This is a genomic window from Variovorax sp. J22R115 (assembly GCF_030317005.1).
In the GTDB taxonomy this organism is placed as follows: domain Bacteria; phylum Pseudomonadota; class Gammaproteobacteria; order Burkholderiales; family Burkholderiaceae_C; genus Variovorax.
Genome location: NZ_JASZYM010000021.1, coordinates 80,644 through 102,778, shown reverse-complemented (window position 1 = coordinate 102,778; position 22,135 = coordinate 80,644). Strand labels below are relative to the sequence as shown.

Genomic DNA, 22,135 nt, shown 5'->3' with positions numbered 1-22,135 from the left:
TCTTCGGACCAGGGCCGGGGATGGAAATCAGTCCTCGATCACCGCGAGTGCCGCATGGTGCATCACGACGTGAGGACGTTCAGCGCCACGTCGATGTTGCCCCGGGTGGCCTTCGAATACGGGCAGATGTCGTGCGCGCCGTGTGCAATGGCCTCGGCGACTTCCTGCGCCACGCCCGGCAAGCGGACATGGAACCGGGCCTGGATGAAGTAAGCCTGGCCGGTCTGGCCCAGGTCGACCTCGATCTCGACGGACAGATCTGGCGGAAGCACCACCTTCTTCTCCCTGGCCACGAGCCCGATCGCAGCGGTGTAGCAGGCGGACCAGGCACCCGCGAACAGCTGTTCCGCGGTGGGGTGCGGCTGGATGGCCGAGAACACGTGTGCGGGCTTGGCTCCGGGCGACGAGAGCTGGATGTTGAGACTGTCGTAATGGCCGCGCGAAGCGCCGGCAGTGTTGTTGACCGTGGTGGTCGTCTTGCCTGTCATCAGGACTTTTTCGATCTTGCTCATGGGATGGATCCTTAAGGTTGCGGTTGGGGGATAGGGTGAACGGAGGATTGCAAATCTGATGCGATTACATCGTGTGCGATATATATGACGCACTCACACTGGCGCCCACGAGAACGCCGAACGCGGCCAGAAGCGAGGCAGCGGCGGTAGCGATGTAGTTGGAGCTCTTCATTTCAGTTTCCTTCGATGGTTTGGATGTTGCTTCGATTGCTATCGTATGCGTGTTAATCGTATGCGATACATACAATCCGATTGGCTGGCAAGGTCTTCATTTGTCTCCTGGATCGGTTGAGTTGTTATCGTATGCGATTGAATCGTATGCGATGGCGGAATCATAGCTTGCGACGCATCAATGTCAAGCGACCGAAGCCGGGCAGTTTGTAACGAAGAGAACGCGACCGCGGAGCATGTCCTGGGTGACCAGCCGGCCGCTCCCATGTTGTCCCGGCCGACGTCAGGACCTCCCCGCAACATCCCCCGCACCACCCAACGCCTTCGACACAGCCACCAGCCCCATCGCCAACCGGCTCGTGCTCTCCGCGTAATCCCTCTGCGCCTGCAGCCACGTCCGCTGCGCATCGAGCTGCACCAGAAAGTCGGTGAGCCCGTGCTCGTAGCGCACCTGCGCCAGTTGCAGCGACTCGCGGCTGCTGCGCTCCCTCACCGCCAGTTGCGCGTTGCGGCGCCGTTCCGCCGTGTAGACGTTCAGTGCGTCGTCGATCTCATGCCATGCTTTCAGCACGGTCTGCTGGTAGGCGACCGCGGCTTCCTGTTGCTGCAGTTCGCGCAGGGTCACGGTCGAGCGGCGGCGACCGCCGTCGAAGATGGGCAGTTGCAGGCTGGGCCCGATGGCCCACGTGCGGCTGCCCCAGTCGCCGAAGCTGCTGCTGTTCACCGACTCGAAGCCGAAGTTCGCGCCCAGCGTGATGCGCGGATACAGGTCGGCCACTGCCACGCCGATGGTCGCGGTGGCCTCGTGCAGTCGCGCCTGCGCCATCTGGATGTCGGGGCGGCGCAATGCCACTTCCGAAGGCAGGCCCAGCGACAGATCGGGCAACGGCGCCGTCGCCGCCGTGTCGGGCAGCGGCGCGAGTTGCGCCTGGAGCGCACCGGGTCGCTCGGCGACGAGCAGGGTGAGCTGGTTGATGGCCTGCGCCTCTTGCGCCAGCAGTTGCGGCAGGCGCGCACGGAGATCGGCGGCCTGCGCGTTCTGCCGCGTGACGTCGAGGTCGGTGGTGAGTCCGCCGTCGGCGCGGGCCTTGACCAGTTCCAGCGTCTCTTCGGCCGCCGCAATGTCTTGCCGCGTGAGCCGGATCTGGCGCTGCACCGCGCGCAGGTCGAAGTAGTGCCGTGCCACTTCGGCCTGCACGCTGAGCTGCACTTGCGCGAGCATCGCCTTCGATGCGGCGACGTTGGCATCGGCGGCTTCGACGGAGCGGCGCACGCGGCCCCAGAGGTCGATTTCCCACGAGGCATCGAAGCCGGCCTGATAGAAGTTGTGCGGATCGCTCAGCACCCGGATCAACTCGTCGCGGTTGGCCGGGTTCAGCGCGCCGAGCAGTCGCGTCATCTCGCCGTCCTCGCTCTCTCGCAGCCGCATCGCCCCGGCGCTGGCGTTGACCTGGACGCTCTTCTGCGAATTGACCACCGCGAGCTGCGCGCGGCTCTGGGCGAAGCGCAGGGCAGCGGTCTGCAGGTCCTGGTTGGCGGCGAGCGCCTTGGCCTCCAGCGCGTCGAGTACCGGGTCGCCGAACATCGACCAGCTCTGCGGTGGTGCTGAGGCAGCCGGTTTGGCGAGCTCCGGGTCGATCAATTCCGGCGAGCCGCTGTGCCATGTGGAGAAGCTGGCGGGCGCCTCGGGCGCTTCGGGCCTGAAATCGGGGCCGACAGCGCAACCGGACAGCGTGGCGATCGCCAGCATCGCGAGTGCGGCCATGGCGTTGAGTGGGAACGAGGGTGTCTTCATGTCATGTCCTCCAGGTGCGGGGCTTCAGACGAGCCTGTGGCGGAAGAGCCAGGCGGCGAGCGGCAGCGTGATGGCCGCAATGATGAAAAGCGGAATGAGGTTGTGCCAGACGGTGAGCAGTCCCACCCCTTCGAGATAGACGCGCTGCACCAGGTCGATGGCGAAGCGCAGCGGATTCGCCATGGTGGCGATCTGCAGTACGCGCGGCATGTTGCTCACCGGTGTGGTCAGGCCCGACAGCAGCATCATCGGCATGATCAGCACGAAGGTGTAGAGCATTGCCTGCTGCATGTTCGCCGAAACGGCCGAGATCGAGAGCCCGATGCCCACGCTCGCGATGGTGAAGAACGAGAGCCCGATGTAGAGGGTGACGAGGGAGCCCGCCATCGGCACCCTGAACCACAGCAGCGTGATGAGCAGCACGAGCGTGGATTGCACCAGCCCGATCATCACCGGCGGGATGGCCTTGCCGATCATGATCTCGGTGGGCGACAGCGGCGTCACGAGCAACTGGTCGAAGGTGCCTTGCTCGCGTTCGCGCGCCACGGAGAGTGCGGTCAGCAACAGGGTCTGGATCATGCTGAGCGCGGCGATCATGCCGGGCATGAAATTCCAGCGCGTCTCCAGATTGGGGTTGAACCACGCGCGCGATTCGATCGAGACGGGCGCCTTGAGGCCGCCGTGCTTCTGGCGCCATTCGTCGTTGAAGGCGGTCACGACGGAGTTGACGAAGCCCGCCGCCGAGCCCGCGGTGTTGGAGTTGCGCGCATCGACGATGACCTGGATGGGCGCCTGCTCGCCCGCGTTGAGCTGCCGCTCGAACTGCGGCCCGATCTGGATCACGACCAGCGCGTCCTGCGCATTGACGATGGGCGCGATCTCGTTCGGTGAGCTGAGCGTCGCGGCGCGGTGGAAAACGCCGGTGCCGTCGAGCTTGGCGATGAGCGCGGTCGATGCTCCGCTGCGGCTCTGGTCGAGCAGCGCGTAGTCGACGTGGCTCAGGTCGTAGGTGGCGGCATAGCCGAAGAGCAGGCTCTGCATCAGCGCCGGCACGATCAGGATGACGCGGCTGGATGGATCCTTGAGGATCGCCAGCAGCTCCTTGTGGCAGAGGTGGGCAACGCGTCGCACGAAGTCGAGCAATGAGCCATTCATGATCTTCAGTCCAGCCTTTTGCGGGTGACAAGGCGCGCGACACCGAGCAACACCACCGCGTAGAGCATCAGGATCGCGCAGTTCCTGAAGATCAGCGGCCACACGTTGCCCGCGAGGAAGAGAGTGCGGACCAGCTCCATGAAGTAGGTCGCCGGCAGCGCCTGCCCCACGACGCGAACGACGGTCGGCACGTTGCGCAGGTCGAACAGAAAGCCCGACAGCATCAGCGACGGCAGGAAGCTCGAAATCAGCGCCACCTGGCTCGCCAGGAACTGGTTGCGCGTGACGGAGGAGATGACGAGCCCCACGCCCACCGCGACCAGCAGGTAGAGCATGGCGCTGACGACGATGACGGCGAGCGATCCGTACATCGGCACCTCGAACAGGAAGCGCGCAGCGACGAGGCACAGCAGCAGTCCGATCATGCCGATGCCGAAGTAGGGAATGATCTTCGCCAGCAAGATCTCCACCGGCCGCACGGGCGTGACGAACAGCGCCTCCAGCGTGCCGCGCTCCCATTCGCGCGCCATCACGAGCGCGGTGAGAAAGGCGCCGACCAGCGTCATGATGAGCACGATCAGCCCCGGCACCAGATACCAGGTGCTGGTGTTGGCGCCGTTGAACCACAGCCGCTGCTCGATGATGACCGAGCCGACGCCGGGTGCGGTGCCGGCGCCCTGGTCGGCCATCCGCAACGGGTTCTGCGCGAGGGCGCCGCTCGCGTAGCGCAGCACGATGCCGGCCTTGTTCGCGTCCGCGCCGTGCACGACCACCTGGATGCTGGCATTGCCCGCCGCGAGCCGACGCGAGAAGTCGCCCGGCACGCGCACGATGCCGTCCACCTTGCGCTCGTGCATGAGCACCTCCGCCTCCCGCATCGACGTGAGCATCACCGGCGAGATGTAGGGCGTGAGCTGCAGGCCCGAGACGGCCTGCACGGCGGTGGGCGAGGTGTCTTCGAGGACGACGGCCATCGGCGCGTTCTTCACGTCGAGCGAGAGGCCATAGCCGAAGATGAGGATCAGGATGATCGGCAGCAAGATGCCGATCGCCAGGCTGCTCGGGTCGCGCAGGAGTTGCCGCGTCTCCTTGCGCGTGAGCGCGATCAGCCGGGGCCAGAAGCGGCTGTGCGTCGCGGGGGCCTGCGCTGGCGCGCTCATGCGGCCGCCTCGGTTGCGGGTGCGTGGGCGGCATCGCGCGCCTGCGTGACGATGTCGATGAAGGCCTCCTCCATGCTGAGGCGGCTGTCCGGTGCGCTGCCGGCCTGCACGCGGACTTGCTGCGGCGTGCCGATGGCGAGCAGCTTGCCTGCATCCTGGATCACGATGCGGTCGCAGTACTCCGCCTCTTCCATGAAGTGCGTGGTGATGATGACCGTCACGCCCGCTGCGGCCAGCGCGGTGATTCGACGCCAGAACTCGCGCCGCGCGAGCGGATCGGTGCCGCTGGTGGGCTCGTCGAGAAAGAGGATCTCCGGCTCGTGGAGCAGGCCGGTCGCCATCGCCAGGCGTTGCTTGAAGCCGCCGGGCAACTGGCCGCTGGTGGCGTTCTCCTGGCCGAGCAGGTCGAACTGCTGAAGCACCGTCTGCATGCGATCGCGAAGGCGCTGCCCGCGCAGGCCGTAGGCGCCCCCGAAAAACTGCAGGTTCTCCGAGACGGAGAGATTGCCGTAGAGCCCGAACTTCTGCGAGACGTAGCCGATGCGGGCGCGAGCCTGCGCGCGGGCGGTGCGCAAGTTGACGCCGGCCACCTGCAGGAAGCCGCTGCTGGCCGGCAGCAGTCCGCAGAGCATTCGGAAGGTGGTGGTCTTTCCGGCGCCATTGGGGCCGAGCAGGCCGAAGATCTCGCCGCGCCGTACGTCGAAGCTGGTGCTTGCGACGGCGGTGAAATCGCCGAACTTGCGCACGAGGTCCTTCACCTCGATGACGACCTCGTCGGAGTTGTCGCCGGACGCAGAGGCTTCAGATGGAACACCGGCCGCCTTTGCTGAAGACTGCTTCGCGCGCAGCAGCACCATGAAGCCGTCCTCCAGCCGCGCCGACACCGGCTCGGAGGGCGCGCCGTCGAGCAGGGCGGTGACGGCCGCGGCATCCGCATCGGGCCGCCGGATGAAGCGCACCTCGCCGCCTTGCGGCACCGCATCGATGATCGCCTCGGGTGCGTCCAGCAACCGTGCCTGCAAGGTGCGCGGCGCGGTGCCTTTGGGGGGTGTCGTGACGAAGCAGAGATTCGTCGCGTTGTCTCGGATCCCGGCGGGCGCGCCTTGCGCGATCAGCTTGCCGTCGTGCAGCACGAAGACCTGCGCGCAACGCTCGGCCTCGTCCAGATAGGCCGTGCTGACGATCACCGACAGATGCTCGTCGTTGACCAACTGTTGCACGATCTCCCACAACTCGCGCCGCGACAGTGGATCGACGCCGACCGTCGGCTCGTCGAGCAGCAGCAGCGCGGGCGAGCGCACCAGCGTGCAGGCCAGGCCGAGCTTCTGCTTCATGCCGCCGGAGAGTTTGCCGGCCGGCCGCGACGTGAAGCGGCCCAGGTCGGTCATCTCCATCAGGCGGGCGTAGCGCTCGCGCCGCTCGGCCTTGCCCACGCCGTGCAGGTCGGCGTAGAGATCGAGGTTCTCCTGCACGCTCAGGTCGTCGTAGAGGCCGAAGCGCTGCGGCATGTAGCTGATGCGGTCCTGCACCGACTGGGGGTCTTTCGCGACGTCGATGCCCAGCACCGCCAGCGAGCCCTCGTCGGCGCGCATCAGGCCGGCGGCCAGGCGCAGCAGCGTGGTCTTGCCGGCGCCGTCGGGGCCCACCAGCGCGGTGAGCGTTCCGGACGGCACTTCGAGCGACACGTCGTCGAGCGCGCGAACCACGTCCGCCGCACCCTTGACCTGGAACCGCTTGTGCAGGCCGCGGCCCGCGAGCGCCGGCGCGGGGTGGTCCATCAGGGCTTGCCCCCCGCTGTCGCGGCGTTGCCGTCGAGTGCGATCCGCACCGTCACGGGCATGCCGAGGCGCAGCCGGTCTTCGGGGTCGTCGGCGAGCACGCGGATCTCGTAGACGAGGCTGCTGCGCAGTTCCTCGGTCTGCACGGTCTTGGGCGTGAACTCGGCGACCGAGGAGATGTAGCCGACCTTGCCCTGCAAGGGCTGGCCCGGATGGCTGTCGGTGCTCAGCGTCGCGGGCATGCCGGGCTTGACGCGGCCGAGATCGCCTTCGGTCACGTAGGCGCGCACCCACTTGGGATCGGTGATCGCCAGCGTGAAGACCGGCCGCTGCGGTGACGCCATGTCACCCGGTTCCATCAGCCGCGCGCGCACCACCGCATCGATGGGCGCCTTGAGCTGCGCTTCCTGCAACTGGTGCCTGAGCACGGCGAGCGCCGCGACCGCGACATCGAGTTGCGCCTGGGCCTGCGCGATGTCTTCCTTGCGCGGCCCGGTCACGACGAGTTGTTGTGCCTTGCGCACGTTCTCGAGTTGCGCCTGCGCCACCTTCTGGCGCGCCTGCGCGGCATCGATGTCCTGCTGGCTGACAGCGCGGCCGACCGTGGTCTGGCGGATGGATTGCAGGCGCTCCAGTTGCTGGCGGGCCAGTTCGGCATCCGCCGCGGCGGCGGCGACCTGCGCGCGAGATTGCGCGACTTCCTCCGGGCGGCTGCCACTCTTCAGGCGCTGCAGCGCTTGCGTCTGCACGGCGATCTGTGCCTCGGCCTGTGCGGCTTGCAATTGCAGGGTGCGCGTGTCGAGTTCGCCGAGCACCTGGCCGGCTTTCACGCGGTCGCCTTCCTGCACGTGGAGCTTGCCGATGCGCTCGCTGCCGTTGAAGGCCAGGGATACCTGCCGTAGATCGACGTTGCCGTAGAGCACGAGGCTGTGCGCGTCGGTGGGTTGCCGGTTGAAGTACCACGCCGCGAAGGCGGCACCCGCCAGGAGAACGATGGCGCCCAGGATGATCGGCTTCTTGTTCATGGTCTCTTGCGTGTCGAGGTGACGATGCGTTGTCGATGAAGTAGACTGATGATATCGAATTTGAATTTAAATTCAAACTGCCACTTTGTTTCCAGGGTTAACAGATGCCAGCGACCGCGAAGAAGAGATCCACCGCACCCGCCAGGCGCGCCTCGCGCCCTGACGGCGATGCCACGCGGCTGACGCTGATCGAGACGGCGGGACAGGTCTTCGCCGAGCGCGGCTACGCCGAAGCGACCAGCAAGGAAATCTGCGAACGCGCCGGCATGCCGCTGGCGTCGGTCAATTACCACTTCGGCAGCCGAGACGGTTTGTACGAGGCTGTGCTCATCGCCGCGCACCAGCAAGTCATCGGGCTCGACGACCTGATGAAGCTGGTGGAAGCCATCGAAGACCCCAAGCTGAAGCTGCGCACCGTGCTAACGCAACTCGTGCGGCTGGCGACGCGCGCGGGCGCGCCGTGGGGGTTCCGCGTGGTACTGCGCGAGGTGATGACGCCTTCGGCCGCGATGCCCGCACTGATCGAGAAGGCGGTGCGCCCCAAGTCGCAATTCATGCTCGGCCTCGTGAGCGGCGCAATGGGGCTACCGCCGGAGCATCCCACCGTTCAGCGCGGGCTGATCTTCGCGCTCTTGCCTTGCCTGGCGATCATGATCGTCCCGAAGGATGTGCCGGCCAAGCTGCTACCGGCCATCGCGCGCGACAGCGATGGGCTGGCGGATGAACTTATGCGCTACGTGATGGCGGGGCTGGACGCGATGGCGAGCGCGCAGCGGCCTGAGAAGAAGGCTGAGAAGACGGGGAAGAAGCAGACGAGCCTGGCGCGCCCGCCTGCGCTAGCAACCAAGCGCGAAAAAGCGTGAGTGCCGGGCGCTCGTCGTGGGTCGCGGGCGTCACCAGGTAGTAGCTCCGCTCGCCGCGCAGCGGCCGGTCGCAGGCAATCACGAGTTCACCTCGCGCGAGTTCCGCCTCGATCAACATGCTCGGCATCAAGGCCACGCCCAGCCCGTGCGCAGCCGCAATCGCCAGCATCGAGAACAGCTCGTAGCGTGGTCCGCTGTGGGCCCGCGCCGAATCCACGCGCTGCGCGTCGAACCACTGGCGCCAACCGTCGGGCCGCGTGCTCTGCTGCAGCAGCGGCATCCGCGTCACCGCCGCGGGTGACAGCGGCTTTCGGCCGGTGAGCAGGGTGGGGCTGCAGACCGGCACTACGTCTTCATTGAGCAGCACCGTAGATTGCGTGCCGGCCCAGTTGGCCGTCTGCGCAGCGGTGCCGGCATAGAGCGCGGCGTCGAAGGTCGTGTCGTTGAACAGGAAAGGCCGCGTCCTCGTCTCGATGTGCACTGTGATGTCCGGGTGCTTCGCCGCGAAATCCGGCAGCCTCGGGATCAGCCAGCGCGTCGCGAAGGTCGGCACCGCCGCGAGCTGGAGCGAGCCGCCCTGGCCTTGCCGCGCCATGGCGTCGAGCGTGTCGCGCTCCATGGTGTCGAGCTGCCGCGCGATCTGGCGGGCGTAGTCCGCGCCGGCCGGCGTGAGCGCCACGCCGTGGCGGGTTCGGCGGAAGAGCGCCATGCCGAGGAAATCTTCCAGGGCGGTGATCTGGCGCGACACGGCGCTCTGCGTCAGCGCCAGTTCCTGCGCGGCGCGCGTGTAGCTCTCGTGGCGGGCGGCGGCCTCGAAACAGATCAAGGCCTGCGTGGAAGGGATCTTGCGGCGCATGGTATGCGGAGCCTACATAGTTGATGATCGAAGCCCGCCTATGGAGTGACGACGCAACATTATGTCTTGATGTGAGTAAAACGCATAACTGGGTGTGGAATCGTCGTTTGCGCTCGTCACCCCGCGCGCTTACGATCACGCCCAACCTCAGCACTTCCACACCCTCGGAGACATCACATGGCCAAGCACGCCGCATTTCATTGGGACGACCCCCTTCTCCTCGACCAGCAGCTCACCGACGACGAGCGCATGGTGCGCGATGCCGCCAACGCCTACTGCCAGGAGCGCCTCGCACCGCGTGTGCTCGATGGCTTCCGCAACGGCGAAACCGATCCGGCCATCTTCCGCGAGATGGGCGCGCTGGGTCTCCTCGGCCCGACCATCCCCGAGCAATACGGCGGCCCCGGCCTCAACTACGTCTGCTACGGCCTGATCGCCCGTGAAGTCGAGCGCGTCGATTCCGGCTACCGCTCCATGGCCAGCGTGCAAAGCTCGCTCGTGATGGTGCCCATCTACGAATTCGGCAGCGAAGCGCAGAAGCAGAAGTACCTGCCCAAGCTCGCCACCGGCGAATGGATCGGCTGCTTCGGCCTCACCGAACCCGACCATGGTTCCGACCCCGGCAGCATGGTCACGCGTGCCAAGAAGGTGCCCGGCGGCTACTCGCTCACCGGCGCCAAGATGTGGATCAGCAACAGCCCGATCGCCGACGTGTTCGTCGTGTGGGCCAAGGAAGTCAGCGAGAGCGGCGCCGTCGGTCCGATCCGCGGCTTCGTGCTCGAAAAAGGCGCCAAGGGCCTGAGCGCGCCCGCGATCCACGGCAAAGTCGGGCTGCGTGCCTCGATCACCGGCGAGATCGTCATGGACAACGTGTTCTGCTCGGAAGAGAACGCTTTCCCCGAAGTGCAGGGCCTCAAGGGTCCGTTCACCTGCCTCAACAGCGCCCGCTACGGCATCTCATGGGGCGCGCTCGGCGCCGCCGAGGACTGCTGGCACCGTGCTCGCCAGTACACGCTGGACCGCAAGCAATTCGGCCGCCCGCTCGCCGCCAACCAGCTCATCCAGAAGAAGCTGGCCGACATGCAGACCGAGATCACGCTGGGTCTGCAGGGCTGCCTGCGCCTCGGCCGCATGAAGGACGAGGGCACCGCCTCGGTCGAAGTGACCTCGCTGCTCAAGCGCAATTCCTGCGGCAAGGCGCTCGACATCGCACGCCTGGCCCGAGACATGATGGGCGGCAACGGCATCAGCGACGAATTCGGCGTGGCGCGCCACCTGGTCAACCTCGAAGTCGTGAACACCTACGAAGGCACGCACGACATTCACGCGTTGATCCTTGGGCGCGCTCAAACCGGCATCGCTGCCTTTGCCAACTGACATGGCGGCTCCGAAGGAAGGCGCCCTCGCGGGCCTCAAGGTTCTGGACCTCTCCCGCGTGCTCGCGGGCCCGTGGTGCACGCAGATCCTGGCGGACCTTGGGGCGGACGTCGTCAAGATCGAACGCCCCGGCGTCGGCGACGACACGCGGACCTGGGGCCCGCCCTTCCTGAAGGATGCCGAAGGCAGGGACACCAACCAGGCGACTTACTTCACCGCCTGCAATCGCAACAAGCGCTCGGTCACCATCGACATGGCCACGGCCGAGGGGCAGGCTCTGTTGAAGCAGATGGCCGCGCAGAGCGACATCCTGGTCGAGAACTTCAAGACCGGCGGGCTCAAGCAGCACGGACTCGACCACGAATCCCTGCGCGCGGCGAACCCGCGCCTCATCTATTGCAGCGTGACCGGCTTCGGTCATGACGGACCGCATGCCTCGCGCGCCGGCTACGACCTGATGATCCAGGCCACCAGCGGCATGATGAGCATCACCGGCCGTCCCGACGATGCCCCCGGCGGCGGACCGCTGCGCGTCGGCGTGGCGCTGACGGACCTGTTTACCGGCGTCTATGCAAGCACCGCGATCCTCGCTGCGATCGAAGTGCGGCACCGCACCGGCGAAGGTCAGCACATCGACATGGCACTCCTCGACGTCGGCATGGCGATCCTCGCCAACCAGGCGAGCGCCTTCCTCAACACCGGCGTGGCGCCACAGCGCCAGGGCAACAGCCATCCGAGCCTCGCGCCCTACCAGGACTTCCGCACGAAGGACGGCGCGATGCTGCTGGCCATCGGCAACAACGGCCAGTTCGCCCGCTTCTGCGAAGCCGCCGGCCATGCGGACTGGGCCAGCGATCCGCGCTTTGCCACCAACACGCTGCGCGTGAAGCATCGCGAAGTATTGGTGCCGCAGATGGAAGTCGTGACCCGAACCCGCACCACCGCGGAGTGGATCGCGCTGCTCGAAGACAAGGCCGTGCCCTGCGGACCGATCAACGACATCGCGCAGGCCTTCGATGACGATCAGGTCAAGGCGCGAGGGCTTGCCGTGAGCCTGCCGCGCGATGCGGGCGACGGCATCGAGCAGATCATCGGCGTCGCGAGCCCGTTGCGTTTGCAGGCCACGCCACCGGTTCTGCGTCACGCGCCGCCTGCATTGGGGCAGCACACGGACGAGGTGCTGGCCGAACTGGGCATCGACGAGAAACGGCGCGCCGCGTTGCGCGAGGCGGGCGTGGTGTGAGCCACGCGGGCACGGCCGGCACGCAGCGCTCGACGCGCGCCGCCGCCGCGCCCGCACCCGACACGCTCACGCCGGCCGACCGCTACGAAGAGCTCTTCATCGCTGTCCAGACGAACCACGTCTTCTCGGACAGCAAGAGCTTCGTCGACTGCGCGCCGCGCATCGAGCCGGCGGACATCCTCGCGGCCTACCGCGCGCAGTCGTCGCAGCCCGGCTTCGATCTCGCCGCCTTCGTGCACGCGCATTTCGAGGTGATCGAGCACGCGCCTTCCGAGTATGTGTCGGTACCCGGCCAGCCCATCGACGCGCACATCGCCGATCTCTGGAACGTGCTCACGCGGCATCCGCAGGCTCATCCGCTTCAGTCCTCGCTGCTGCAACTGCCCCGTGCCTACATCGTGCCGGGCGGTCGCTTCCGCGAGCTCTACTACTGGGACTCGTACTTCACCCTGCTCGGCCTGTGCGGCGACGGCCATGCGCAACTCATGCGCGGCATGCTGGAGAACTTCGCCTACCTCATCGACACCTACGGCCACGTGCCGAACGGCACCCGCATCTACTACCTGAGCCGTTCGCAGCCGCCGGTGTTCGCGCTGATGGTCGAACTCGCGCAAGTGCATGGCGTTGCGGCCGAAGTCGACTTCCTGCCCCAGCTTCGCAAGGAGCACGCGTTCTGGATGAATGGCAGCGACACGCTGGCCGAAGGACAGGCCGCACGGCGCGTGGTGCGCCTGCCCGGCGGTGCCCTGCTCAATCGCTATTGGGACGAGCGCGACGCGCCGCGCGAGGAATCCTGGCTCGAAGACGTGACGACGGCGCAATCGTGCCAGCGCGATGCGGCCTCGATCTACCGCGACATCCGCGCTGCCTGCGAATCGGGCTGGGACTTCAGCACGCGCTGGCTGCGATCGCCGCCGCCGCACAGCACGCGGCGAAACCGGCCGCATGTGCGCGCGGCCACGGCCCCGTCGCTGGCGAGCATCTGCACCACGGACATCCTGCCGGTGGACCTCAACGCCTTTCTCCACAAGCTGGAGTCGAAGATCGCCGTGCTCGCGCAACAGGCCGGCGATGCCACCGCCGCGCAGGAGTTCGCCGCGCGTGCCGACGCGCGCAAGGCCGCGATCAACGAGTACTTCTGGGATCCGAAGCACAACGCGTACTTCGACTACGACTGGCGCCGCGGCGAGTTGCGCGATTGCCTGACTGCCGCCTGCGTCGTGCCGCTCTTCGTCGGCATCGCCGAACCGGCGCAAGCGCAAGCGCTGGCGGACACCGTGTCGCGCAGGTTGCTGGCGCACGGCGGCCTCTCGACCACCGAATGCGGCGGCGACCAGCAATGGGACCAGCCCAACGGCTGGGCCGCCATGCAATGGATGGCGGTCCGCGGCCTGGCCGACTACGGCCACGACGCGCTCTCAGGGACCATTGCCAGGCGCTGGCTCGCGACCGTGGCCGCCGTCTACGAGCGCGAGGGAAAGCTGGTCGAGAAGTACGCCATGCGGCACGTGGAGAACGAAGGCACCGAAGGCGGCAGCGGGGGCGAATACCCGCTGCAGGATGGCTTCGGCTGGACCAACGGCGTCACGGCCGCGCTGCTGGCCCTCCATCCGCGCCACACCGCGCATGGCTGCGTGGCCCACTCCGCGGCGCCGCAGCATCGCTGACCTGCGTGCAGCCGCTCGCCAACATCAGTCCGGGAATCTCGCTGCGGCCGACCCCGAGGTCGCGCAGTTCGCGCTCGCTCATCGCACGCAGCAGCCGTTGATCCCGGCCGACGCGGCGTGCGTTGCGAATCGTCTCCACGATGGCAGCAAAGAGGGCGGGCTTGGACGACGGCATGAGAGGCTCCTTGGATGGGATGCCATGGTGCAAGCTCGCGTGATATTGTGGAAGTTGAGATTTCTGTAACTACCAATCAGAATTCCTGATGAGACAGCTCAACCTCGATCAACTCCGCACGCTGGTGTCCATCGCCGACCTCGGCACTTTCTCGGCGGCCGCGCAGGCGCTGCATCTGGCCCAGCCGACAGTCAGCCTGCACATCAGCGAACTCGAATCGCGGCTCGGCGCCAGGCTGGTCGTGCGTGGCAGCCGCCGCGTCACCCCCACGGCGGCGGGCGCTGCGCTGGTGGAGCGCGCGCGGCGGCTGCTGCGCGATGCGGACGACGCGGTGGACGCCGTGCGGCGCCAGGCCGAGGGGCGCGTGGGTCGCGTGCGTCTGGGCACTTCAACCGGCGTGGTGATCGAGTTGCTGCCGCAGGTGCTCGAGGCACTGGAGCGTGACCATGCCGGCATCGACGTCGAGGTCAACATCCTTGGCTCGACCGAGGCCATGTCGCGACTCGCGATGGGCACACTGGACATCGGCCTGGTGGCGGTTCCGCAGCCGCCGACACGGGCCTTGGTGGTCACGCGCTGGCGCAGCCAGCCAATGATGGCCTTCCTGCCGAAGAAGTGGGTGGCGCCGAAGCGCGTGACGCCGCGATGGTTGGCCGAAAAGCCCTTGATCATCAATGACGCGACCACGCACATGTACCGGCTCACGATGGAATGGTTCGCTGCGGTTGGCGAGGCGCCGCGCCCGCGCATCGAACTCAACTTCGACGCGGCGATGCTCGCACTGGTGGCGGCCGGGTACGGAGCGGCGGTGCTGCCAGTGCATCAGCCGGTGGGCGCAGATTTCAACGAGCGGCTGCAAGTGTTGCCGCTGAGCCCGAAGCTCACGCGGCATCTGGGCATCGCGCACCGGCCGCGTCCGTCGCTCGACGGCGCCACCGAAAGCGTGCTCCAGATCCTGGAGCGGTTCGGCCAGCGGTAGCGCGTGCGCCGGTGTTGCAGATCAGAGGGCGCGTCCGACGACGGCCAGCGCGAACACCAGCACGCCCAGCGCCAGATTCACCGCGACCAGCTTGCGAAGCACATTGAGGTTGGCGGCAGCCACCGGCCATTCGCGCGCCGCGACGGCGCGCTGCAGCCGCGGGTAGGGCGCGAATCGAATGTGAAGGAACAGCGCCATCATCACCAGCCCGATCGTGAGCATCGCGTGCACGCTCCAGTGAACGCGCCCGAAACCTCCCGACATCCACACCATCAGCAATCCGCTTGCGAGCAGAACGACGATGGCCGTCGAGACGCCGGCGAAGAAGCGTGAGAGCGTCGCCGCCAGGAAGGGCAGCCGCATCGGCGGCTCCAGCGTCGCCACGGCAGCCGGTCGAACGGCGAAGTGCATCAAGGCCATGCCGCCGACCCAGAAGGCGGCGGCGAGCAGATGCAGGAAGAGGAGGATGGCGGAGAGGGACATGGCGAAGCGTAGTCCAGATCGCCGCTGTGCGTCCGGTCGCGCGCATAGGAATGAAACCGGCACGGCCAAGTCCAGAAATACCGCGGAACCGGCTTCGCCGGGCCGCCGGTATTGCCCCCGGCCGGGGGTTGGCGAAGCGACACGAAGTGCGCGAAGCCTGGGGGCGAACTCGTCAGTCCACCTTGATCCCCGCCGCCTTCACCACCTGCTGCGCCTTGGCCGTCTCGTCCACGAGGAACTTGTCGAACTGCGCCGACGGCATCGTGAAGGGCTCCGCGCCGAGCTTGTCGAGTCGGTCCTTGAGATCCGGCGCGACCATGATCTTCGCGACCTCGGCCTGCAGGCGATCGACGACGGGCTTCGGCGTCTTGGCCGGCGCGAAGAGGCCGACCCAGAAGAGGTATTCGGAGCCGGGCACGCCGGCCTCGACGGTGGTCGGGATCTGCGGCATCACGGCCGAGCGCTTGTCGGTACCGACGGCCAGGGCCTTGAGGCGTCCGTCCTTGATCAGTGGCAGCGCGGACACCATGGGTGCGAAGAACCAGTCGATGCGGCCGCCCATCACCTCGGTCATTGCTTCCGGCGTGCCGCGGAAAGGCACGTGCTGGGCCTGCAGGCCGGCAGCGAGGCGGAACACTTCGGCGTTCATGTGCGTGGCGGAGCCGTTGCCCGCCGAGCCGTAGTTGAAGCTGCCCGGCTTGGCCTTGACCTGCGCGACCAGATCCTTTTCGTCGACGAAGCGGTTTGGCGAGGTGACGAGCACGTTGGGCAGGCTCGCCAGGGGCGTGACGCCGGCGAAGTCCTTCAGCGTGTCGTACGAGAGGTTCGGATAGATCGACGGGTTCACCAGATGCCCGGCGGAATGAATGAGCAGCGTGTAGCCGTCGGCCGGCGCCTTGGCGACCTGCGCCGCGCCCAGCGTGCCACCCGCGCCGGGCTTGTTGTCGATGATCACGCTGGTGCCCATCGCAGGCCCGAGCTTTTCCGCCATCAGGCGCGCCACGATGTCCGTGCCGCTGCCGGCCGTGAACGGCACCACGATGCGGATCGTCTGGCCGCGCGGCCAATCGCCCTGGGCGTGCGCGCTGGCGAGGGCGCACAAGGCGAGGGCGGCGGTGAGAAGCTGGCGCCGGCCGGGGAAGAATGTCGTCATGGTGTGTCTCCGTTGGAATCGTTGAATCGTTGGGGTATGAAATACGACGTGAGCGGGGTGCGCTTCCGGCTCGCTCAGGCCGGCGGCGGTGCGTTCGCCATCACCAGCGCCACCAGCACGGGGCGGTTGGTGCGATTGACGAGCTGCCGCTTCTCGCCGGGCGCGAAGCGGCAGCTGTCGTAGGGGCCGAGGTCCTGCTCGTCCTGCCGGCCGTCGAGTTCGGAGACGACGGTCAGCCGGCCTTCGAGCACGAGGTAGAGCTTTTCGATCGGCGAGCCGTCGAGGGTGGTGTGACCGCCGGGCAGGATCTGGCTCATGCCCATCCACATCTGCGTCGAGGGGCCGGCATCCTTGCCCTGCAGTCGCAGGCAGCGCATGTCGAAGTGGTTGGGCGCCTCGTAGGTTGGCGCCGAGTCGAAACGGGTGACGTTCATGATGGGCTTCTCCTCAGGGGCGCAGCACGACGCGGTCGGTGCTTCCCGACAGCACCAGGCGGTAGGCATCGAGCGCCTCGCCGAGCGCGAAAGCACGCGCTACGGGAAAGGGCTTCAGCGTGCCGCGCTCGAAGCCCTCGCGCATCGCATCGAGCTGTGCGGTCGAGGCGATGCAGTCCATCGCGAGCGAGTCGATGCCGACGTAGGTGTGCATCCCACGGTAGAACGCAAAGATGTCGAAAGGCACCGCGCGGTCCTGCGTGGAGATCAGGATTTGCGTCGCGCCCTTGGCCATCGACTTGTTTGCGGCTTCGAAGTAGGCGCTGCCGACGGTGTTGTAGGCGATGTCCACGCCGCGCCCGTTCGTCAGCTCGCGCACGCGCGCCGCAATGTCGTCCTGGGTGGCATCGATCACGTCGATCGGCGAACTCGCGAAGCCCTCGAAAGGCCCGGCACGCCGCTGCACTGCGATGACGCGTGCGCCGCCTTGCGCGGCGAGCTGCACCGCGGCCTGGCCGACCTTGCCGTTGGCCCCGAGCACCAGCACGGTCTGGCCCGACTGTGGCATGCCGCTGCGGCGAAAGCCCTCGTAGGCGGTGACGAAGGGCACGCCGACGGCGCCGGCCTCATCCATCGAAATGCTGCGCGGCCGGTCGCGCAAGGCAGCCACCGGGAGCACCAGAAAGCGCGCATGCGAGCCGTCGCGCGTGATGCCGACGTCGCCGCCCGAACCGTAGACCTCGCGGCCAATCCAATCGCTCGGGCCGTCCACCACGACACCGGCGAAGTCGCGGCCCGGCGTGCGCGGCCACACGGCTTGCGGCATCAGGCCCAGCGCGGCTTTCACATCGCTGGGGTTGACGGCAGCCGCGCCGACCTTGACCACGGCGAAGCCTGACTTGGCGACGGGTTGGGGTTGCGGTGCGGCTTCAAGGCGAAGGGCGTCCAGGTTCGCGGCCTTCTGGCTCACGCGCAATGCACGGGCGCTGTCGTTGATGACCGCGCTCATCGGGCAACCTCCCGCAGTCCCAGCATGGAACGCGCTTCGCGTGCATTCGCGACTTCGCCGCCCAGGCTTTGGATGATGTCGCGCGCCTTCGCCACGAGCTGCGCATTGCTCTGCGCGAGCACGCCTTTCTCGAGGTAGATGTTGTCTTCCATGCCGACGCGCACGTGCCCGCCGAGCACCCACGCCTGCGCCACGATCGGGAACTCCATGCGGCCGATGCCGAAGGCGCTCCAGAAGGCGCCGCGCGGCAGCATGTCGCGGGCGTACAGCACGGTCTGCGGCGTGGGCATGAAGCCGTACTTCACGCCGAGCACCAGCGTCCACATGGCGGGCCCTTCGAGCGTGCCGTCGGCAATCAGGTCGAGGGCCATGTGGATGTCGCCCGAATCGAAGATCTCCAGCTCGGGCTTCACGCCGGCATCGCGGATCACCTTGGCCATTCGGCGCACGTTCTTCGGCGTGTTGATGACGACGTCGGGCCCGGAGTTCATCGTGTTGAGATCGAGCGAGCAGACGTCTGGCTTGATCAGCGCAATGTGCTCGACGCGCTTCTCCGGCGGCAGCAAGGTGCTGCCCGGCGCGGCCACCTTGGGGTCGTCCTCGCTGGGGATGAAGCGGCCACCCGGCCCGGTCGTGAGATTGATGATGAGTTCGCGGTTCGCGCGGCGGATGCGGTCGACCACGTCGCGGTACAGCTCGACCTGCATCGAGGGGCGGCCCGTCTCGGGGTCGCGCACATGGATGTGGACCTGGCCTGCGCCGGCTTCCGCAGCGGCGAGGCATTCATCCGCGATCTGTGCGGGGGTGATCGGCAGATGCGGCGTCTGCTCCGGCTTCACGAGGTTGCCCGTGACGGCGCAGGTGATGAGGGTCTTCGTGTTCACAGATGCCTCCCCCCATCGACCACGATGCGCGTGCCCGTGACGAAGCGCAGCGTGGTCGCGAGCGCTTCGACCGTGGAGGCCACGTCTTCGGGCAGCCCGATGCGGCCGAGCGGCGTGGTGTTCGCCATCTTGGCCTTGAAGTCTTCGCCACGTCCCGGCACGAAATCGGATTCGACCGCACCCGGCGATACCGATACCACGCGCACGGCCGGCGCCAGTGCCTTGGCGAGCGCGTCGCCCACCACGTCCAGCCCGGCCTTGGCCGCGACGTACGCGAGATTGCTGCCCACGCCGGTGAACCCGGCGATCGAGGAGATGTTGACCACCAGCCCGTCACCGCTGGCCTTCAGCAGCGGCGCGAAGGCACGGATGGTGGCGAACACGCCGCGGAAGTTGGCGCGCAGCAGCTCGTCGATGAGTTCGTCCGTCAGCGCGTCGAGATCGGCCGCGGGCACCGGCCGCGTGTGGCCGGCGCTGTTCACGAGGATGTCGCAGCGGCCGTAGGTGGATTGCACTTCGGATGCGGCACGCTGCAGGCTGGGCGTGTCGACGATGTCGGCGCGGATCGCCGAATGGCGCTGTCCGCCGGCGCCGGGCAGTGCAGCGGCGCGGGCGTCGGCGTCTTCGCCCTTGCGGTGCAGCAGCACGCAGGTCGCGCCCAGCGCTGCGAGGCGGCGAGCGCTCGCGTAGCCGATCGCGCCGAGGCCGCCGGTGATGACGGCCACCTTGCCGTCGAGTCGGGATGCGGGGTCAAAGCTCATGAGATTCCCAAATTGAAAGTCGTTGGAGTGGGCATTCGGGGGGGGCTGCAGCGGAACCGGCTTCGCCGGTGCGCCAGCAGCGCCCCCTGCAAGGGGGTTGGCGGCCACACGAAGTGGGCAAGCCTGGGGGTGTTCAAGGAATAGGTGGACGCGGGAACTTCATTTCACCGGGCTCGAGCACGAAGTCGTGCTGCAGCGTCGCGCGCTGACCGCCTTGCGCCAGTTCGTAGCGGCCGATCAACTTGCGTGTCACGCCGAACACCGGATCGCTTTCGAGGTTCTCGTCGTCGTCCGCGAACACCTGCGTGATCAGAACCTTGTGCCCCGGCTTGCTGACCATGAAGTGCAGATGCGCGGGGCGATTCGGATGTCGCAACTGTGCGCGCAGCAGGTCACCGCAAGGCCCATCGGTCGGCACCGGATAGCCGGCTGGTCGCACGCTGCGGAAGTGGAAGCGCCCCTCGGCATCGGTCTGGAAGCGGCCGCGAAGGTTCATGTCCTCCTGCGCCGCGTCTTGGTTCTCATAGAGGCCCACAGGTGAGGCCTGCCAGACATCGACGGTGGCGCCGGCCACCGGCTGCCCGTCGGCGGTGCGAACAGCGCCAGAGACCTCCAGCGGAACGCCGCCCGGCGTCTCGGAGCGCGCGATGTTCTCGCCTGCATCGCACACGGGCGCATGCGCACGCCAGAACGGCCCCAGCAGCGCGGCCGGCGATTCGCCTTGCGGGTCCTGGTTGTTGAGCAGCGCGACCAGCGTCGACACGCCGAGCAGGTCGGCCGCCAGCACGACCTCGTTCTTGGTGTCGCCGCTGGCCTGGCCGATGGCGACCAGGAAGCCGAGGGCGTGCTCGAACTCGTCCTCGGTCAGTTTCACTTCCTGCACGAAGGCATGGAGGTGGCGGGTCAGCGCGGCCATCACAGTGCGCAGGCGCGGGTCGGGGGTGCGCTCCATGGCATGGAGGGCCATTTGCAGCACGGAGTCGGGGGTGGTGACGATGTTCATGGTGGGCAAGAGGTTTATGCAAACGTTTGCAAATTAAACTCCGGTTTGGCCGGAACGTAAAATCAGGGTATGCCCTTGACCCTTATGAAAACCGGGTCAAATGGCCAGTTCCGTCAAGTTCAATCGATTGCACTCATGAACCCTTCCGCATCCTCCACCGTCACCATCCGCGACGTCGCGCAGGTCGCGGGCGTGCATGTGTCCACGGTATCTCGCGCGCTCAATCCGGAAAAGCGCGGGCTCATCAGCGCCGAGGTGCTTCGCGTGGTCGAGGAGGCGGCGCTGAAGCTTGGCTACCGGCCCAACCGTGCGGCATCGGCGTTGCGCACGGGCCGCACACACACCATCGGCGTGCTGGTGCCGGACATCACCAATCCGGTGTTTCCGCCCATCCTGCAGGGCATCGAGGCCAGCGCCGCGGCGCGCGGCTACTTCGTCTTCGTGACCAACGTCGTGGACCACGCGCTGGCACGGCCGATCGTCGAGCGCATGCTGGCGCAGCGGGTCGACGGGCTGGTGATGGCGACTGCCACGCGCGACGATCCGCTGGTCGACTACATCGCCAAGGCGGGCATGCACGCCGTGCTCGTGAACCGCGCCGACGAGACCGGTCGCCTGCCAGCGGTGGTGAGCGACGACCGCCTGGCGATGAAGCTGGCAGTCGACCATCTGGTGTCGGCAGGGCATCGGCGCATCGGCCACCTGGCGGGCCCGCAGAACATTCCGACCGGCGTCGGCCGCCGGCAGGGCGTGGAGCAGGCGCTGCGCGACCGAGGGCTCGAGCTGGCCTGCGTCGTCGAATGCGAGAGCTACAGCCGCGAAGCCGGCCGGACCGCCATGCGGCAGTTGCTCGTCGCCCATGCGCGACCCGAGGCCGTCGTGTGTTGCAACGACCTCGTGGCGCTGGGCGCGTACGACGTGCTGCGCGAGCAAGGCATCCGCGTGCCGCAGGACATCTCGATCACCGGCCACAACGACATGCCGCTGGTCGATATGGTGAATCCGCCGCTCACTACCATCCGCCTGCCGCACCGCGAGCTGGGCTGGCGCGCGGCGGAAATGCTCTTCGATGAAATCGAAGGCAAGGCGCTGTCGGCGTCGACGGTGGTGTTGCGGCCGGAACTCGTGGTGCGCGAATCGACGCGCGAATTGGCGACCACCGCCTGATCAGCGCGGGTTCTGGAAGCCGCCTCCGATCCAGGCCTCCGCGCTCGCGGTGTTGAGCTTGAAGTCCGGCCTCACTCGCGCTTCGCCGAGCGATTCGCCGGATTCGTCGTGCGCCCGCAGCACGGCATGCGGGTTGTCCTCGTCCGGCACGATCTGCAGCGACACGCGGATGCGCTCCGATCCCGCGCCGAGGCTCAGATGCTTGTTGAGCTGCGCATGCAGTTGTTGCTCGTGGCGGCGCAGCACTTCGGAGGCGGTCTTCACCAGCGTGTGGAAGGCCGGCGCGTCGAGCGGCTTGGGGTTCTTCTTGTCGCGGCCCATGGTCCACGGCCCGACCAGCGCGGGCTCGGGGTCGCCGTGGCGCGTCATGGCGACCGCCCAGCCGTCGTCGTCCTCGTTCTTGATGACTCTTGCGGTCCAGAGCTCGTCGCTCCAGAGCGTGGCTTCCTGAATGGGAGTTGCAGTTTCTTCTGTCATGGGGGTGC

Annotated in this window: 21 protein-coding genes and 1 pseudogene; 6 read left to right on the top strand and 16 right to left on the bottom strand. The window is 67.3% G+C overall.

The features are described 5' to 3' along the window. Positions 1–62 precede the first annotated feature (62 nt). The 6 genes from QTI04_RS29445 to QTI04_RS29420 all read right to left on the bottom strand — a co-directional run bounded on the left by QTI04_RS29445 (position 63) and on the right by QTI04_RS29420 (position 7,596). Positions 63–512: an Ohr family peroxiredoxin gene (locus QTI04_RS29445; RefSeq protein WP_286618769.1), complete on the bottom strand. Its 450-nt coding sequence runs from the start codon at positions 510–512 to the stop codon at positions 63–65. Positions 513–966: 454 nt separating this feature from the next. Next, positions 967–2,478, bottom strand: a complete 1,512-nt coding sequence (locus QTI04_RS29440; protein WP_286618767.1) for an efflux transporter outer membrane subunit — start codon at positions 2,476–2,478, stop codon at positions 967–969. A gap of 24 nt (positions 2,479–2,502) precedes the next feature. After that, positions 2,503–3,633 (bottom strand): ABC transporter permease, encoded by a 1,131-nt coding sequence (locus QTI04_RS29435; protein ID WP_286618766.1) that lies wholly within the window; start codon positions 3,631–3,633, stop codon positions 2,503–2,505. A 5-nt stretch (positions 3,634–3,638) separates the two neighbouring features. Then, a complete protein-coding gene (locus QTI04_RS29430; RefSeq protein WP_286618764.1) occupies positions 3,639–4,793 on the bottom strand; it encodes an ABC transporter permease in 1,155 nt (384 codons plus the stop codon). Then, positions 4,790–6,571, bottom strand: a complete 1,782-nt coding sequence (locus tag QTI04_RS29425; RefSeq protein WP_286618763.1) for an ATP-binding cassette domain-containing protein — start codon at positions 6,569–6,571, stop codon at positions 4,790–4,792. The genes QTI04_RS29430 and QTI04_RS29425 overlap by 4 nt, the downstream gene beginning before the upstream one ends. Continuing rightward, on the bottom strand, positions 6,571–7,596 hold the full coding sequence (locus QTI04_RS29420; RefSeq protein ID WP_286618761.1) for an HlyD family efflux transporter periplasmic adaptor subunit: 1,026 nt from the start codon (positions 7,594–7,596) through the stop codon (positions 6,571–6,573). The genes QTI04_RS29425 and QTI04_RS29420 overlap by 1 nt, the downstream gene beginning before the upstream one ends. 104 nt (positions 7,597–7,700) lie before the next feature. Between QTI04_RS29420 and QTI04_RS29415 the strand changes: the two are divergent. Continuing rightward, positions 7,701–8,219: pseudogene (locus tag QTI04_RS29415) on the top strand (TetR/AcrR family transcriptional regulator); the annotation flags it as partial. Between the two features lie 103 nt (positions 8,220–8,322). On the opposite strand, the gene QTI04_RS29410 reads toward QTI04_RS29415, so the two are convergent. Continuing rightward, complete coding sequence (locus QTI04_RS29410; protein ID WP_286618760.1) at positions 8,323–9,315, bottom strand: LysR substrate-binding domain-containing protein; 993 nt, start codon at positions 9,313–9,315, stop codon at positions 8,323–8,325. 177 nt (positions 9,316–9,492) lie between these two features. Between QTI04_RS29410 and QTI04_RS29405 the strand changes: the two genes are divergently transcribed. Genes QTI04_RS29405 through treF form a run of 3 tightly spaced genes read left to right on the top strand, consistent with a single transcriptional unit; the run spans position 9,493 to position 13,602 of the window. Further along, entirely contained in the window at positions 9,493–10,692 is a 1,200-nt protein-coding gene (locus QTI04_RS29405) for an acyl-CoA dehydrogenase (RefSeq protein ID WP_286618759.1), read from the top strand. 1 nt (position 10,693) lies between these two features. Next, positions 10,694–11,935 (top strand): CaiB/BaiF CoA-transferase family protein, encoded by a 1,242-nt coding sequence (locus QTI04_RS29400; RefSeq protein ID WP_286618758.1) that lies wholly within the window; start codon positions 10,694–10,696, stop codon positions 11,933–11,935. Continuing rightward, positions 11,932–13,602, top strand: coding sequence for an alpha,alpha-trehalase TreF (treF, locus tag QTI04_RS29395; RefSeq protein WP_286618756.1), 1,671 nt, complete (start codon positions 11,932–11,934; stop codon positions 13,600–13,602). Before QTI04_RS29400 ends, treF begins: the two co-directional genes overlap by 4 nt. Here the strand turns inward: treF and QTI04_RS29390 are convergent. Next, positions 13,520–13,777, bottom strand: a complete 258-nt coding sequence (locus tag QTI04_RS29390; RefSeq protein ID WP_286618755.1) for a DUF1127 domain-containing protein — start codon at positions 13,775–13,777, stop codon at positions 13,520–13,522. The genes treF and QTI04_RS29390 overlap by 83 nt on opposite strands. Positions 13,778–13,865: 88 nt before the next feature. On the opposite strand from QTI04_RS29390, the gene QTI04_RS29385 reads away from it, so the two are divergent. Next, entirely contained in the window at positions 13,866–14,756 is an 891-nt protein-coding gene (locus QTI04_RS29385; RefSeq protein ID WP_286618754.1) for a LysR family transcriptional regulator, read from the top strand. Positions 14,757–14,777: 21 nt separating this feature from the next. On the opposite strand, the gene QTI04_RS29380 is transcribed toward QTI04_RS29385, so the two are convergent. The 7 genes from QTI04_RS29380 to QTI04_RS29350 form a co-directional block, all read right to left on the bottom strand. After that, positions 14,778–15,239 carry a CopD family protein gene (locus QTI04_RS29380; protein WP_286618753.1) on the bottom strand — a complete coding sequence of 154 codons (462 nt, stop codon included), beginning with the start codon at positions 15,237–15,239 and terminating at the stop codon, positions 14,778–14,780. Between the two features lie 172 nt (positions 15,240–15,411). Further along, positions 15,412–16,392: a tripartite tricarboxylate transporter substrate binding protein gene (locus QTI04_RS29375; protein ID WP_286604724.1), complete on the bottom strand. Its 981-nt coding sequence runs from the start codon at positions 16,390–16,392 to the stop codon at positions 15,412–15,414. 74 nt (positions 16,393–16,466) lie between these two features. After that, complete coding sequence (locus QTI04_RS29370; protein ID WP_286604726.1) at positions 16,467–16,826, bottom strand: cupin domain-containing protein; 360 nt, start codon at positions 16,824–16,826, stop codon at positions 16,467–16,469. A 13-nt stretch (positions 16,827–16,839) separates the two neighbouring features. Next, the gene (locus tag QTI04_RS29365; protein ID WP_286618750.1) at positions 16,840–17,835 is read right to left on the bottom strand and encodes a zinc-binding alcohol dehydrogenase family protein; all 996 of its coding nucleotides are present in this window, start codon (positions 17,833–17,835) and stop codon (positions 16,840–16,842) included. Continuing rightward, on the bottom strand, positions 17,832–18,719 hold the full coding sequence (locus QTI04_RS29360) for a 3-keto-5-aminohexanoate cleavage protein (protein ID WP_286618749.1): 888 nt from the start codon (positions 18,717–18,719) through the stop codon (positions 17,832–17,834). The genes QTI04_RS29365 and QTI04_RS29360 overlap by 4 nt, the downstream gene beginning before the upstream one ends. Beyond that, positions 18,716–19,480 (bottom strand): SDR family NAD(P)-dependent oxidoreductase, encoded by a 765-nt coding sequence (locus QTI04_RS29355; protein ID WP_286618747.1) that lies wholly within the window; start codon positions 19,478–19,480, stop codon positions 18,716–18,718. The genes QTI04_RS29360 and QTI04_RS29355 overlap by 4 nt, the downstream gene beginning before the upstream one ends. A gap of 133 nt (positions 19,481–19,613) precedes the next feature. Then, positions 19,614–20,483 (bottom strand): dioxygenase, encoded by an 870-nt coding sequence (locus QTI04_RS29350; protein WP_286618778.1) that lies wholly within the window; start codon positions 20,481–20,483, stop codon positions 19,614–19,616. A 135-nt stretch (positions 20,484–20,618) separates the two neighbouring features. On the opposite strand from QTI04_RS29350, the gene QTI04_RS29345 reads away from it, so the two are divergent. Then, entirely contained in the window at positions 20,619–21,650 is a 1,032-nt protein-coding gene (locus QTI04_RS29345) for a LacI family DNA-binding transcriptional regulator (RefSeq protein ID WP_286604733.1), read from the top strand. On the opposite strand, the gene QTI04_RS29340 is transcribed toward QTI04_RS29345, so the two are convergent. After that, entirely contained in the window at positions 21,651–22,127 is a 477-nt protein-coding gene (locus tag QTI04_RS29340) for a hypothetical protein (protein WP_286618746.1), read from the bottom strand. It lies immediately after the preceding gene. Positions 22,128–22,135: the final 8 nt, after the last annotated feature.